This is a genomic window from Streptomyces sp. NPDC058198 (assembly GCF_042882605.1).
In the GTDB taxonomy this organism is placed as follows: domain Bacteria; phylum Actinomycetota; class Actinomycetes; order Streptomycetales; family Streptomycetaceae; genus Streptomyces.
In genome coordinates, this window is sequence record NZ_JBHVVP010000001.1 from 1,795,313 (window position 1) to 1,809,493 (window position 14,181).

Here is a 14,181-nt window from a genome sequence, read left to right on the forward strand (position 1 = left end):
GGTTTCAGATGTTCCCTGCCGGCGACCGCTGAGAGCACCGCCACGGCTCCCCGGGCCACGGCCGCGACACGTCCCTGCCAGCCCTCGTCCCCGCACGCGACGGCGCCGGTCAGCGGCGGCCAGCTGGAACGCGGCGCCTGGACCTGACAGCCGATCTGCCTCATCGACACGGCCATGGACGCCCCGGAGCGACGGGTGCGCATCAGCTTCCTCGGCGGGCCGTCACCAGTTGCCGTAGTCCTCGACCAGGTTGGCGATGAGTGAGAGCAGGGCATCGGCCCGGCGCCGGTCCTCGCGCTGGTTCCGCAGGGCATCATCGACTGCCTGGAGCCGGGCCAGGGCGGCCGGTTCGCGATCTTCCACCTCATAGATCATCGGCTGGGTGATCAGATCCAGGCACTCGGTGAGCAGCCGACGGGTGGCAGGGGACGGCGGGTCGGGGTCAGGGGCGGCGAAGCCGGTGGTCAGGTACTGCGCGGGATTGGTGAGGCTCCAGCCGACGACGGTACCGTGCTGGACGAGGAGCGCCACGTCGGAGGCGATGCCGATACGGGCCTCCAGCGGCTCGTCGAGGACGTCGAGGTCGCGCAGACAGGTCAGCACGGCATCCCCGGGGGCGCGACACAGCACCGTGGTGATCTCCTGCCGGAAGTCCCTGGCCTCGTCCGCGCGAAGCCCGCCCGGGCGTACGGGGGGCATGGCGGGAACGCGGGCAGAGTCCTCGACATCGGCGGTCTCATAGGGTAACCGGAACGCGGCGCCGACCAGTTCCCGGCTGGCCTGGTCGAACCGGAGCTCGTCGGGAGCGTCCCACAGCCACTCCTGGCTGCCGAAAGTCTCCACGAGGAACCGCTGCCACTCCTCCACGTCCGCGTACTCCGCAATGCGCACAGAGGTGCCTGCGAAGCCTGGGGCGAGGTGCAGCGGATCATCCGTCACTGACGCGCGCCAGTCGTTGTCGAAGGTCACTTTCATGCTCAATGCTGCCTCATCTGATCTGTACCGCGGGGGGCATGAATCCGTCCTTGCTCGGAATCTTGCCCTCCACAATGTCCTCGTGGGTAACCGGTCGACCGGGGTCCGTGGGCTTGCCGCCGAGCGCCGTGGCCCCTGAGTCGCCCTTTATCCCCGACGATCCGTACGCCGTGACGGCCTGGCCGGCTTCGGAGCCGGGCCCCTTTGGCTGCATTGGGTGAGTGTCGTGACTGGTTCCCCGACGCGCGGGGTTGGCTACCGACACGCATGCTGCGGTCATTCCCACCTTGGTACCGGTAGCGGGTGCTGATGCTGAGCCCGTCTCAATCAGCGAGCGCTATTGGGCATTGGCCGGGTTTCACACTGAGCTCGGTACGGCGCGCTGTACGTCATCCCAGGTGGCGTTGCCCGATCGGGAGCTGCAGGTATAACCAGGCCAGTAGTCGGGTCGCCCGGGGCGAGATTCCTCCGGGCGACCCGACTGCTCTGCTGCCGAAATTGCAGCTGCTGTCGAGCATCGCATCGTACGACATCTACTTCTCATCTCGATGGCTTCTGACCATCGCTAATGCGGCATCTGGGCTAGGCATTGGGTTGGTCCTGAAATTCTCTGAGGCGTCTCGCGAGGCTGGGTGCGGACTCCTTGTCGCACGACAGGACAACGGAGAATTTGCTGAGCGTCACACCCTCGGGCCGCTTGGTGTAGGACCACCGCCGACCAGCGCGCCATAGGGATCTGAAAAACTCCTCGCGAGCAACGCCATCCTCGGAAAGGACACTATCGGCGGATTCGATGATCAGGATGTGATAATCCGACGAAAGCCATTGGAGGTCGCGTAGGCAATCATAGAAGGCGTTCCAGTTCCATCCAAAATATTCAGGAAACTTCAGCAATTCCCAAAACTGCTGAAACGCTGACGTCTCGTCGGGCATATCTTGGCCATTTAGACGCGCCACGCAAACGCTACCCGAGGCAGGCAGGAGTTCATCGAGATGTAGACCACCGCCTTTCGTGATGATGTGCATCCATGGGGCGATGTGGATTGCCCGCGACATAGCGCAGAAGGGGACCTTTCCGTTTCATGCCCGCCACGCTTCCCTCAGAAGCACGGCAAGTTGCTTCTCCATCAGGCCGGACGACGGCGGTGCCGTCAGCCGAGGCTGACGCTCCATACGTCTCCATGCCCCAGCCATTCGTCGTGTTCCTCATGGTCATTGTTGACTAGGACGGATACCTTCGTTGCCGATGCACGGTACTCTTGAAAGTCACCTTGATCGATATTTTGAAGGGCGGGAGGATTCGGCAGCTTGGAAAACTCGCCATACAACTCATCCCATGCGAGGCACTGGGGAAAGTCCTCATGCATGGCGGTACGCCACCGATCGGCCATATCACCGCGAGCGGCCAGCCTGTGCAGCTCGATGGCGCCCCCGGACACGCTCCAGCTTTCGCCGGAATTCAGATAGAATTCGATAAATCCGTAGTCGCGTCGCATCGAATCACCGTCCTCGTCCACAACATCCACGAAATCGCAGTCAATTGCCTGTTGAAGCTCCATGAGGGTGGAGCCGATGCCAACCCCGTACAGTCGCCCCGATGCGATAAATGAGGCGATGAGTTCAGCGGCACTCACGGTCACCCCTCCAATTTTTCGATGAGTGCTTTCATTTCGTCCGCCCGGTTCTTTTTATTTCCCCAGTTGTGGTCAAGCATATGCTCCTGGGCGGATCTGGCCTTGGTGAGCAGATCGGCGCGAAGCTTGCGGCCAGCTCCGGCTTACGAACCTGTACGCCAAGCCGATCAACCTCGACGGTCGCCGGCCTGAAGCATTTCGGCGGTGCCCACCTCTACGTGAGCCGGAACGTGGGCGCCCGTGCCCACCGGCGCGCGTGGGCATGTCTTCCAACACCGCCGCTGTAGCACCCCCGCCTCAAAGAGCTGGAAGAGGAGAGCGAGAGCGGGGACAGTGCCCCCAGAGGGTCGACAACCCGGCATACCTGCTGCGGGAGCTCATCACCCTGGGGCTGACGCTTGCCACATGTGGTCGAATCAGTCCGCGAAGAGGAAACGGTACTTCAGTCAGAGAAAGCAGCCGACCGCGAAAAATCAATTCTTTTCGAGCCACAGCCTCATTAGACGCGTGCGATCACGATGTGAGCCGACGGACGACGATCCAGTACTCGTCATCCTCCTCGGAAACCGCGAACAGGTAACTTCCGTCTACTGACAAGCTCAGGAACTCGAGCGAACCCGTCACTGCGGCGATGCGGGAGGGGAGGTTCACTCCGACAGCCTCTCTCACACGGACCCAGCCGACAGCGACACCCCCGCCCCCAGGTGGCAGGATAAAGAATTCATTGGCTCCCGAAGGATCCAGTCGACCGGAAGTCTGCATTCGCCACTGGCGGTCGACTTCCTCGGCAGCGGAGGGCTGTGCTCGCGCGATGGTTTTTGTGGGATCTACATCTACTCCTGTTACGAAATGAATAGCCTTCACGGGAGAGGGCGCCGAAACGGGCACCGCCCCCTCGACTATTGTCAAGCCGCAAGCTTGTAGAATGTTTCGCCAATCCCGGGCCACACCGTCGGACATCCTTGAACCTTCTTTCCAAAATAAAAAGTGTAACTAGTTTCCTTCGTAAAAGAAGTGGCGATCCCCGCCGGGTTTATTTATTTTTCCGTACCGCTCCATATCTTCGGGATATCAGAATGTTCCATCAGCACGCTGGACCCTGCTGTTGTCCCAGCCGAAGTTCACCAAGCTGCGGGTGTCATCGATCTTAGGTTTTCCAGCGTGAAAATGCGTACCTGCCGGATCGAAAATATGTTCCACGACGACGCGGGATCCCTGCGGTGTTTCGAATTGTCGGAAATTACCCCAGTGGCTCTCATCCTTCGAATACGTGTACCCGGGGGCGTGCTTCAGGTTCTTGTCCCCTGCCACTGTCCACTCGGCAATCGGTGTCTCGCCGTACGGTACGCCTGCGGCTTCGAATGCCGCCTTCTCGGCGTCCTCCCTGTTCTTGAACGGGTTGTTCCTCTCTCCCTTCGGCGGGCAAGGGGTCAGCCCGAGAGGGTCTGTCGAAGTGCGCGGATCAGAGACATACGCGGCTGGGTTGGGAGCGGGCGCGAGCCCCAGCGGGTCGGTAGTGAGGTATCTAGCCGTTACTGGGTCGTAGTGGCGGAAGTAGTTGTAGTGCAGGCCGGTCTCGGGGTCGAAGTACTGACCGGGGAAGCGGAGCGGGGTGTACGTGGTGCTGGCAGTGGCCCAAGTGGTGGTGCCCCACAGCGTGCTGCGGGTGTGCCAGGCAAGGGTGCCCGCTTCGTCGATGAGTTGTGTCGGAGTACCGATGAGATCGGTGATAAACGGGTCATTGCCCCCAGCGCATCGGTGACCACGACAGGGCGACCGAACGCATCACGCCCGCAAGCGGTGGTCGCCCCTAGTGGGTTGGTGATTTCGACAGGCAGTCCTGCCTCGTCGTTACGTAGGTGTGTGGTGTGACCGAGGGCGTCGGTCACTGCGGCGAGGTGGCCGGATTCGTCGTACACGAATCGGGTGGCGGCGTGTGATCCATCGACGACCGACGTGCGATTGCCGTGATCATCGTAGGTCTGACGCACGACGGATCCATCCGTACCCGTGACTTTCACAGGCAACCCGAGATCGTTGTATTCGGCGGTGGACCGTCGGCCGTCCGGGCGGACTGCGGCGATCAACCGACCGGCTTCGTCGTATGTGTAGAGGCTGGTGTGCCCCAGCGGATTGGTGCGGGACAGCAGTCGGTGGTGGCGGTCGTACTCGAAGCGGGTGACCGCGCCCAAGGCATCGATCTCGGCGACGACCTGGGAGCGGTCGTTGACCGCGTAACGCTTTGTGTGGCCGAGGCCGTCGGTCATGGACGTCATGCGCAGGCCGGTGTCGGGGTCGGTGTCGTCCCATGTGAAGTGGGCTTCGAGGTGGCCGTTCGTGCCCGACTGGTACACGCAGCGGTCGTACTCGTCGTATACGTACTCGTACCGGCTGCCGTTGGTGTCCGTCCACGACGTGATGCGGCCCAACTCGTCGCAGCCGAAGCGCAAAGGGCGGCCTGAGGAATTGGTGACCTCGGTGAGGTGGCCGTCGGTGTAGCCGTAGCGGAGGATCTCCTGATCGGTGCCGTCCGGTGCGGCGCCCGCCAGGTGCAGGGCGGTGACCCTCCCTTCGCTCGTGGTGAGCTTCAGGTGGTAGCCGCCGTGGTGCACGATCGACGTCGGATCAGCCGTCTCGTCGTACTCGAAGGTGATCCAACGGCCGTTACGGTCGTCGATCCGAGCCAGGAGCGCCAGCTCCCCGTTGGGGTGGTCGACGAAGTGCCGGACTCGGCCGGTTTCCGGATCGGTAACGGTGTAGCCGCCGTCCTTCCGGTCGAGGGGCCAGCGCCGCCCGTGCGTGGGCATGACGGGGACGCCAGGGGCGGGGTGCGGGTATGCGAGCAGGCTGCCTTCGTCGCAGCTGAACACCACGCCCTCCGCGTCGATCTCCAGCCGCTGATCAACTGTGCTCGACCAGCCGGATCCGAACCAGCGGCCGGCTCGGTACGAGGAGTCGAAGACGCGCTCGAAGACAAGGGGCAGCGAGCCCGGTAGCACGATGTCCGTCTGCGGGAGCAGCATGCGCCCGGTCGCGACATCGACAGGGTCTCCGGCGCACTTGACCTCGCTGCACTTCTTCGCGTTGGAGTCGGGGTTCTTCTCGTGGCCGTGCCGGTTCTTGCCCGTCGGACGTTCGAGGAGATCCTTCATCCCAGCCCGCAGGCCGCCCTTGATCAGACCACCGCCCTTGGTGCCGACCAGCTCGGGTATCAGTCGACCGATGAATTCGGAGGGGTCGCCCTTGGCCGCGTCCCAGGCGTTCTTGAGCGCCCGGTCGGGATTGGCGGCGGTGGAGACGAGGCCGGCGAGCGTCATGTTGACGCCCTTGTAGTACTCGGCCGGGTGCGTCAGGTTGTACGGGTCGACCGGGTTGACCGAGCGGACGAAGTTGACCAGCCCCGCGGTGCCCTTGAGGACACCGCCACCGAGGTGGGCGAGCTCGATGCCCTGGCCGACCTGGTAGTCGAGGAACTCCTGCTTCGCCCGGTCCAGGCCGGTGGGCTCCTTCGGGGCGTGCGCCATCGCCGCGGTAACCGCGCCCTTGGCCGCTTCGGCGGCTTCGTTACGCGCACGCCGGGCACGCTCCAGGATCTCCTGGGCGTGCTGGCGCTTGGCCGCGCCCGGATCGGAGAACGTTCCCGGATGCGGGAGCGGGTGATCGGTGTTGCGGACCGCGTTGTACGCCTTGGCCTTCTCCTCAAACGCGGCGGCTGCGGTTTCGTAGTCCCGCTTGGCCTCCTTGTAGAGGGCGATCGCTTCACCGGCCTTGCCCTGCGCGCTCGTGACCGTCCCGGCGTACGTCTCCAGCGCCTTGGCCGCGTCCTCGAACGCATCCGCCGCACGCAGCCAGTCGGTCGGCAGGGTCTCGAACTTCGCCCGGAAGGCGTCTGCGGCCTACCCTTCCAGTGACCGGAGTCGAGCTTCTTCATCCCGCCGCCGACGAGATCGAACGCGTGTTGGAAGTCCCGGAGGTTCTTCACCGCGGCGCTGATCTTGTCCGGCCTGCCGTGGATCAGCTCATTGGCTTCCTCGGTCTGTCCGAGCTGCTGCTCACCGACCTCCGCACCGAGCGAGGACGCGGTCTCATCGCCCCAGTCCTCGACCGAGTCCGCCCACTCATCGGCACCGACCTTCTCCAGACCGGAGCCGAGCACATCGGTGCCCTTGTCGATCCCCTCGCCGACGATCTCCTTGCCCTTGTCGACCAGCTTGCCGGCACCGTCGTAAACGTCTCCGCCGAGCTTCCCCCAGTCCACCATCAGCGGCTCTCCCCCCACCGCGGCTGCTCGGCCTGATCGATCGTCTCCTGCGACGGATCAAGCTGCTCCTTCAGACGTTCATCCGCCGCTGCCCGCACCGCCGGGTCCACCAGCCCGGAGCGTTGCATCGAGTCGAGCGCGGCGTCTTCCACGTCGTAGGCGGTGTTCTGCCAGTTCTGCTTCACCTCGTCGTGGGCCTCGACCATCGACTCCGTGCTCCAGTCCGGGTTGTCGTACGCGGACTGACTGCTGATCGTGTCCCAGCTCATGGCCTTGACCTCGTCCTCGGACAGGTGCGGATTCCCGTTGAGGGAATTCGCGCCGACCTTGAACGAGTCCTTGATGTACTGCTCCTGCTCCGCAAAGGAACCCGCCGACAACCCGACCCCGAGCGCGAAGCCGTTCCCCTTCTGCGTCAGCGCCCGCACACCCCACTCCCAGCGGTTGCAGAACGTCTCGAACTCCGACGTCAGCCCGCCGTGCCCCAACTCCAGCCCCGACAAGGCGAGATCCGAGAACCCCCGGCCCGTCGACGCCTCACCGATCATGCCGAGCTCCTTCAACTCGGCATGCGCCAGATCGATCCCCTTCGCGATCGCAGCCAAAGCCTCCGGCGGCACCTGAAGATCAGAACTCTCCCCGCTCACCGCATCCCCCCGAGATCCACCGCAACCGCGTCCGGCACAATGCCCGCCACCGGCGGAAACACCATGCCGTCCGCACTGCCCGCATCCTCCAGCGCCACCCCCGCAGGTCCCGGCAGCAATGGCACCATCACATCCAGCAACCGCGCACCCAACACCGTCTGGTACGCCCACTCCCGCCCGGCATCGCCCCGGGCTTGTGCGAACCGGGCCAACGCCTCCTCGTCCGAGAACGCACAGATCCAGCGAACCCCGTTCTGCTCCGCCGACCACAGATCCCCATCGGCATCCAGCGGCACCAGCACCGCCGTACGCCGGAACTCACCCAGCAACACAGCAAACTCAGTCCGAGCCACGGCCGCCGGATCATCGTCCGACGTCATGGCACGGGCCGGATCCGGTGCCTCACGCAGCGCGGAAGGCGCCTCGTCAGCAGGGCAGTCGGCCAAGTCGGCAATCTTCGAACGCCGGGCAGGCGGCTCTGCTACGTCATCCCCGTTGTCGGACACGCGTCGAATGCTGTCACGGCACGCTTTCCGAGAGCAACGAACAAAAATTGCCAGCCAGTCATGGTCCGGACCCGGCCCAGCTTCACGCACTCACGGGTGGGCCTGTAAACACCCCTCGGAAGTTCGCAGATCCGGATGATCCGGTGGGTGCGGGCGGTGGTCAGGTCGTGGGTGCGGCCTGACCGTCTTCTTACAGTGTCAGTCTGTACGTGTCGCGGCGGTATCGACGATGGTGAGCAATGTTCCCACGTGGGCCAGCTGGCGTGTGTCGAGCGAGCCGAAGAGTTGCTGCAGTATCTGCTTGCCGGCCTGTTCCGCCGCTGCCAGCGCGGTATGTCCGGTGGCGGTCAGCGAGACGGTCTTGCGGCGGCGGTCGTCGGGGTCGTTGGTCCGGGTGATCAAGCCGGCTCGTTCGAGGGCTTCCACGGTCTGTGTGACGGAACGTGGCGCCTGACCGAGGGCTTCGGCGAGTTCCGCCTGGTGCAGTGTGCCGCGCTGGGCGAGTAGCTGCAGGACTTTGGTACGGGACAGGGAGAGACCCGCGGCTGACATGTGCTGGTCGACCTTCTCCCGTACCCGGTAGGCGACAGACAGAAAATGCAACCCCACCCGCTCGCGGCCGTCGGCTGCGGCCGTCGCTTCGTACTCACTCATGGTGTCGGGTATCGTCCCACACAGATTTAATGAGGTACCTCATGAATGGAGTGAGTGATGGACCGTCCCGTCGCTGTGATCACCGGTGCCACCTCCGGGTTGGGCCGGATCACCGCTCTGGAACTGGCACGCCGCGGCTACCGCATCGGGGCAGTGGCGCGCTCCCGGTCCAAGGCTGAAGCGCTCCTTGGTCAGCTGCGGTCAGTCTCCGCCGACGTGCGGGCCGACATCTTCTACGCGGACCTGGGGCTCATTGCCCAAGCGCGCCGGGTGGGTGAAGAGATCGCCGCGCACTATCCCCGGCTGGACCTACTGGTCAACAACGCGGGCTTGCACGCGTTCTCCCAGCGCACCACAGCCGAGGGTTTCGCGGAGATGACCGCGGTCAATTACCTGGGCCCGTTCGTGCTGACCGAAGCGCTGACGAACACGCTCCTGGCGTCCGGCCCGGCGCGCATCGTCAACGTTGCATCGGAGGCGGCGCAGCAGGCCAAGACCGTTTCGCCGAGCCTGGACCTGCGCCGCACCGATCCCTATACGCGGCGGGAGTCGATGGCGCTGTACGGCCGGACGAAGCTGATGACCATTATGTGGACCCTGGAGCTGGCCCGGCGTCTGGATGCCACGAAGGTCACGGTCAACTGCTGCGATCCCGGCTTCAACGCCACCGGGCTCGGCCGGGACCTGCCCGGGTCCGAGCTGCTGCAGCGCGTGCTGAACATCCTGGGGGTGGGCGACCCCCGCAAGGGCGCCGGGATCATCCTGCGCCTGGCGACCGATCCAGCTTTCGCACACACAAGCGGGGTCTATTTCTCCGTGCGGGATGCCAAGCAGCTGCAGTGCCCCGAGCCGGGCCGCAGCGAGCATGTGCAGCGGGAGCTGTGGGCGGAGACGGTGGCGTTGCTCGCCGGCCTCGGTGCTCCATAAGGACGGTCAGGTGCGTGCTTGTCAGCCCGTGGGATAAGGGCCACCGGCACTGCCGTACCTACAGGAGGTCCTGGGCGACGGCATCCTCATGGTTTCCCGGCCCGCTTCCGGCGGTCGGCGCGACCTCGGTGAAGAAACCTTGCTCGGGCTCGAGCGCCACATGGGCACGGAAACCCTCCTGATGGCGCGAGCGGTTCTTGTGGATGTGCCGAGCGACCGTCTCTCACAACCACCGCCCTTAAACCGAGAGATCGCACCCAGCTGTTTGATCCATTCAATCTTGGACAACATTTCGCGACCATCGCATAATCAGCCTCTCAGCAAGCACATGATCGTAGCTCGCCGCCATCTCAAGAGGCGTCCCACCGCCATCGATTGTTTCGAATGGATTTGCCCCATAGGCCAGGAGAATTGCCGTGAGTACAGAATTCAACTCACCTCCGGATTGCAGCGCCGAATCACCCTCAAGCTCAATGGCATGAATCAGCAAAGTCTGACCACAGCAGACCTCTCCGGGATCCACTCCGCGATCGAGCAGTCGAGTCAATTCTTCATAGTCACGGGACTCGACCGCCTGATGGGCCGGCGTCCATGGATGATTCACCATCTAGGACTCTCTCTACTTCACCCACCGGACCATGCAGCGTTTGAGGACAGCACGCTCCATGGCCGGCTCCTTGGTGTCCTTCTTCAGCGCCGCGTTCTCTCGTCGCAGCCGGGTGATCTCCTCATCCACGTCGGCCGACTTGCCCTTCTCGGCTCGCTTCCCGGCAACCTGCCACACCCGCGCAGCCAGTAGGCCGTCTGACCAGTGGCGCAGATTGCCTGACGATTCATCAGGACGAGCGTCAAATGAGCGTCACGATGCCTCAGAGAGCGTCACTTCGGCGTCAAGATATCGCCCGTAACGCCTGCAGTGCACATAACGTGCACCGGCAAATCCGCAGTCAGGCGTCCTTCTTTGTCGGTTCCAGGATCGCTACGCACTCCACGTGGTGCGTCATCGGGAAGAGGTCGAAGGCGCGCAGGGTGCGGGGGCGGTAGCCGCCCTCGTGGAAGTAGGCCAGGTCGCGGGCGAGGGCGGCCGGGTCGCAGGCGACGTAGGCGATGCGGCGGGCGCCGAGGCCCGCGAGGTGCTTGACCGTCTGCTTGCCGGCGCCCGCGCGTGGCGGGTCCAGGACGATCAGGTCCGTCTCGGTGATGTGCGTGCGCGGCAGCACCTGGTCGACCTTGCCCTGTTCGATACGGACCCGGGGCAGGTCCTGGAGGTTGTGCCGGGCGTCCTCCACGGCGCGCTTGCCGGACTCGATGCCCAGCACCGCGCCGGTCTCGCCGACGCGCTCCGCGATTGCCCCGGCGAACAAACCCACGCCGCAGTACAGATCGAGCGCGGTCTCGCCCTTGCGCGGCATCAGGCCCTGCATCACGGCCTCGATCAGCAGTTGGGGGGCCTGCGGGTGGACCTGCCAGAAGCCGCCCATGCCGACGCGGTACGTGCGGCCGTCGGCGCGCTCGCGGACGAAGGCGCGGCCGTGGACCCGGTGCACTCCCCCGTCGTGCTCCTCCACCCGCAGCACCGAGACCGGCTTGTCCAGCTCGACCAGCGGGAGCCGGCCGCCGGCCCGCGGGGTGAGGACCACCTGCCGGTCGCCGGAGCCCGACGCGGCGATGGCCTCGACCGTGGCCATCTGCGGCCACTCGCGCCGCTCGATGCCCAGCTCACTGACGCCTTCCGCGGCGATCATGCAGTGCTCGACCGGCTCGACGTCGTGCGAGCGGTGCCGGCGCAGTCCCGCGCGCCCGTCCTCGTCGACCGCGTACTGCAGGCGCGAGCGCCAGGCGGGCACCTCGCCCGCCGGCAGCTTGTCGCCGGGCGCGGGCATAACGGTCCCGTCCCAGCCGGCCTCCTCGGGGGTGAGTCCCGCGAGCCGCTGGAGCTGCTCGGCGATGACCTCGCCCTTGAAGCGCCGCTGCGCGCCGGGCTTGGCGTGCTGCCAGTCGCAGCCGCCGCACCGGCCGGGGCCCGCGTACCGGCAGGGCGCCTCGACACGGTCCTTGGACGCCTCGATGATCTCCACCGCGTCGGCGCGGAGATAGCGGGAGTCCGCCTCGCCCTCCGTCACCCGGGCGAGGATCTTCTCGCCGGGGAGGGTGTGCCGTACGAACAGCACCCGGCCCTCGTCGGTACGGGCGATGCAGTGGCCGCCGTGTGCCACGGGACCGACCTCGACCTCGTACACCTCCCCGATCAGCGAAGCCTGCGGTTCTGTTTGCATGAGGGGGTGGCTCCAAAAGATCAAAGGGTACGGCCGGACGACAGCCCACCAGTCTACGTGCGCGTCACCCGTCCGGCCGCCACCCCGAAGGACGCTCGGGGCGACGGCAGGTGGCCGCTCACTCCTTGGGGCCGGGATCCTTCGGCCGCGAGTCGACAGGTCCGCGCCGGACCGAGCCCGGTGCCTGGTACGCGGCCCGCCTCTTCGCCCGCTGCTTCGCCAGCTCGGAGGACTCCAGCTGGTACGGCACCGAGGTCACCATGACCCCGGGGGTGAAGAGCAGCCGGCCCTTGAGCCGCAGGGCGCTCTGGTTGTGCAGGAGGTGCTCGTACCAGCGGCCGACCACGTACTCGGGAATGTAGATGCTGATCGCGTCGCGCGGGTTCTCGCTGCGCAGGCCCTTCACGTACTCGATGATCGGCCGGGTGATCTCGCGGTAGGGGGAATCGAGGATCTTCAGCGGCACATTGATGCCGCGCCGCTCCCATTCGTCCTTGAGCGCCTTCGTCTCGACCGGGTCGACGCTGATGCTGAGCGCCTCCAGGGTGTCGGAACGCATCAGCTTGGCGTACGCGAGCGCGCGCAGTGTGGGCTTGTGGACCTTGGAGACCAGCACGATGGAGTGCACCCGGGACGGCCGGACGCTGTCGTCGGACGGCCCTTCGGCAGCGGCGATCTCCTCGGCGACCCGGTCGTAGTGCTTACGGATCGCGGTCATCGTCCCGTAGAAGATCACCATGCCGAGCAGCGCGACCCAGGCGCCGTGGGTGAACTTGGTGGCCAGGACGACGACCAGCACCAGGCCCGTGAAGAAGGCACCGAAGGTGTTGATCGCCCGCGAGCGGATCATGTGGCGGCGCTTGGCCACGTTCCGCTCGGTCCTCAGATGGCGGTTCCAGTGCCGGACCATGCCGGTCTGGCTGAGCGTGAAGGAGACGAAGACACCGACGATGTAGAGCTGGATCAGCCGGGTGGAGTCGGCCCCGTACACGGCGACGAGCAGCGCGGCGGCCCCGGCCAGCAGCACGATGCCGTTGGAGAAGGCCAGCCGGTCGCCGCGGGTGTGCAACTGGCGCGGCAGATAGCGGTCCTGGGCGAGGATCGAGCCGAGCAGCGGGAAGCCGTTGTACGCCGTGTTGGCGGCCAGGAAGAGGACGAGCGCGGTGGCCGCGGCGAGCAGGATGAAGAAGAAGGTGCCGTCGCCGAAGACGGCGGCCGCGACCTGGGAGATGACCGGGTTCTGGACATAGCCCGAGCCGACCGGGGCGCCGTCGTGGATCAGGTCCGTGGCGGGGAACTCGGCCATCTTGACCTTGGTGGCCATCGCCAGGCCGATGATGCCGCAGAACATGGTGACGGCGAGGCCGCCCATCAGGGCGAGTGTCGTCGCCGCGTTCTTGCTCTTGGGCTTGCGGAAGGCGGGGACACCGTTGCTGATCGCCTCGACACCGGTCAGCGCGGCGCAGCCGGAGGAGAACGCCCGCAGCAGCAGGAAGACCAGCGCGAAGCCGGCCAGGCCCTGGTGCTCCGCCTTGATCTCGAAGTCGGCCGTCGGGGCCTGCATGGATTCGCCGAGGACGAGCCCGCGGAACGCGCCCCAGGCGATCATGATGAACACACCGCCGACGAAGACATACGTCGGAATCGCGAAGAGCTTCCCGGACTCCCGTACGCCGCGCAGGTTCATCAACGTCAGCAGCACGATTATCGCGATGGCGCAGAGAACCTTGTTCTCCACGACGAAGGGGATCGCGGAGCCGAGGTTCTCGACTCCGGAGGAGATCGACACGGCCACGGTCAGGACGTAGTCGACCAGCAGCGCGCTGGCGACGGTGAGACCGGCCCTGGGACCGAGGTTGGTGGTGGCCACCTCGTAGTCGCCGCCGCCGCTCGGGTAGGCGTGCACGTTCTGCCGGTAGGACGCGACGACCGTGAACATCAGGACCACGACGGCCAGTGCGATCCACGGGCTGAAGTGATAGGCCGACACACCCGCGATGGACAGGACCAGAAGGACTTCTCCCGGCGCGTACGCCACCGAGGAAAGCGGGTCGGAGGCGAAGACGGGCAGCGCGACGCGCTTGGGGAGGAGGGTCTCTCCCAGCCTGTCGCTACGCAGCGCCCGCCCGATAAGAATTCGTTTGGGCACGTCGGTCAGTTTGGACACGCAGAGGATCGTATGCGTTCGAACAGCGAGCCGTGAGGCCACCACCCCTTCTGGCTCGGAGTCATACGCCTACGGGGATGACGGGTTCGTGACCCTTGCCGCATAAGCTCGACCCAGGGAACGGCCGTACACGG

11 protein-coding genes and 2 pseudogenes are annotated in these 14,181 nt (G+C 65.4%); 2 read left to right on the top strand and 11 right to left on the bottom strand.

From position 1 onward, the window contains the following. Positions 1-32: 32 nt before the first annotated feature. A pseudogene (locus ACFVWW_RS07890) lies at positions 33-264 on the top strand (hypothetical protein); the annotation flags it as partial. Here ACFVWW_RS07890 and ACFVWW_RS07895 read toward each other — a convergent pair. The 7 genes and pseudogenes from ACFVWW_RS07895 to ACFVWW_RS07925 form a co-directional block, all read right to left on the bottom strand. After that, a complete protein-coding gene (locus ACFVWW_RS07895) occupies positions 223-975 on the bottom strand; it encodes a hypothetical protein (protein WP_386876796.1) in 753 nt (250 codons plus the stop codon). The pseudogene ACFVWW_RS07890 and the gene ACFVWW_RS07895 sit on opposite strands and share 42 nt — an antisense overlap. A gap of 582 nt (positions 976-1,557) precedes the next feature. Beyond that, positions 1,558-2,001, bottom strand: a complete 444-nt coding sequence (locus ACFVWW_RS07900; RefSeq protein WP_386876587.1) for a barstar family protein — start codon at positions 1,999-2,001, stop codon at positions 1,558-1,560. 125 nt (positions 2,002-2,126) lie between these two features. Beyond that, on the bottom strand, positions 2,127-2,609 hold the full coding sequence (locus tag ACFVWW_RS07905) for a hypothetical protein (RefSeq protein ID WP_386876589.1): 483 nt from the start codon (positions 2,607-2,609) through the stop codon (positions 2,127-2,129). Positions 2,610-3,602: 993 nt separating this feature from the next. Beyond that, positions 3,603-6,870: pseudogene (locus ACFVWW_RS07910) on the bottom strand (putative T7SS-secreted protein). Then, complete coding sequence (locus ACFVWW_RS07915) at positions 6,870-7,517, bottom strand: hypothetical protein (protein ID WP_384329568.1); 648 nt, start codon at positions 7,515-7,517, stop codon at positions 6,870-6,872. Before ACFVWW_RS07915 ends, ACFVWW_RS07910 begins: the two are co-directional and overlap by 1 nt. Then, positions 7,514-8,023, bottom strand: a complete 510-nt coding sequence (locus ACFVWW_RS07920) for an SseB family protein (RefSeq protein ID WP_386876591.1) — start codon at positions 8,021-8,023, stop codon at positions 7,514-7,516. Before ACFVWW_RS07920 ends, ACFVWW_RS07915 begins: the two co-directional genes overlap by 4 nt. A gap of 198 nt (positions 8,024-8,221) precedes the next feature. Continuing rightward, positions 8,222-8,677, bottom strand: a complete 456-nt coding sequence (locus ACFVWW_RS07925) for a MarR family winged helix-turn-helix transcriptional regulator (protein ID WP_386876593.1) — start codon at positions 8,675-8,677, stop codon at positions 8,222-8,224. Between the two features lie 57 nt (positions 8,678-8,734). Here ACFVWW_RS07925 and ACFVWW_RS07930 point away from each other — a divergent pair, with 57 nt between their 5' ends. Further along, a complete protein-coding gene (locus ACFVWW_RS07930; protein ID WP_386876595.1) occupies positions 8,735-9,604 on the top strand; it encodes an SDR family NAD(P)-dependent oxidoreductase in 870 nt (289 codons plus the stop codon). Positions 9,605-9,878: 274 nt separating this feature from the next. Here the strand turns inward: ACFVWW_RS07930 and ACFVWW_RS07935 are convergent, their stop codons facing one another. From ACFVWW_RS07935 to ACFVWW_RS07950, 4 genes are all read right to left on the bottom strand, one after another. Further along, positions 9,879-10,211, bottom strand: a complete 333-nt coding sequence (locus tag ACFVWW_RS07935) for an ankyrin repeat domain-containing protein (RefSeq protein WP_386876597.1) — start codon at positions 10,209-10,211, stop codon at positions 9,879-9,881. 12 nt (positions 10,212-10,223) lie between these two features. Beyond that, on the bottom strand, positions 10,224-10,388 hold the full coding sequence (locus tag ACFVWW_RS07940; RefSeq protein ID WP_386876599.1) for a hypothetical protein: 165 nt from the start codon (positions 10,386-10,388) through the stop codon (positions 10,224-10,226). Between the two features lie 163 nt (positions 10,389-10,551). Then, positions 10,552-11,880, bottom strand: a complete 1,329-nt coding sequence (locus ACFVWW_RS07945; RefSeq protein ID WP_386876601.1) for a class I SAM-dependent RNA methyltransferase — start codon at positions 11,878-11,880, stop codon at positions 10,552-10,554. A gap of 118 nt (positions 11,881-11,998) precedes the next feature. Then, a complete protein-coding gene (locus ACFVWW_RS07950) occupies positions 11,999-14,047 on the bottom strand; it encodes an APC family permease (RefSeq protein WP_384183351.1) in 2,049 nt (682 codons plus the stop codon). Between the last annotated feature and the right edge of the window lie 134 nt (positions 14,048-14,181).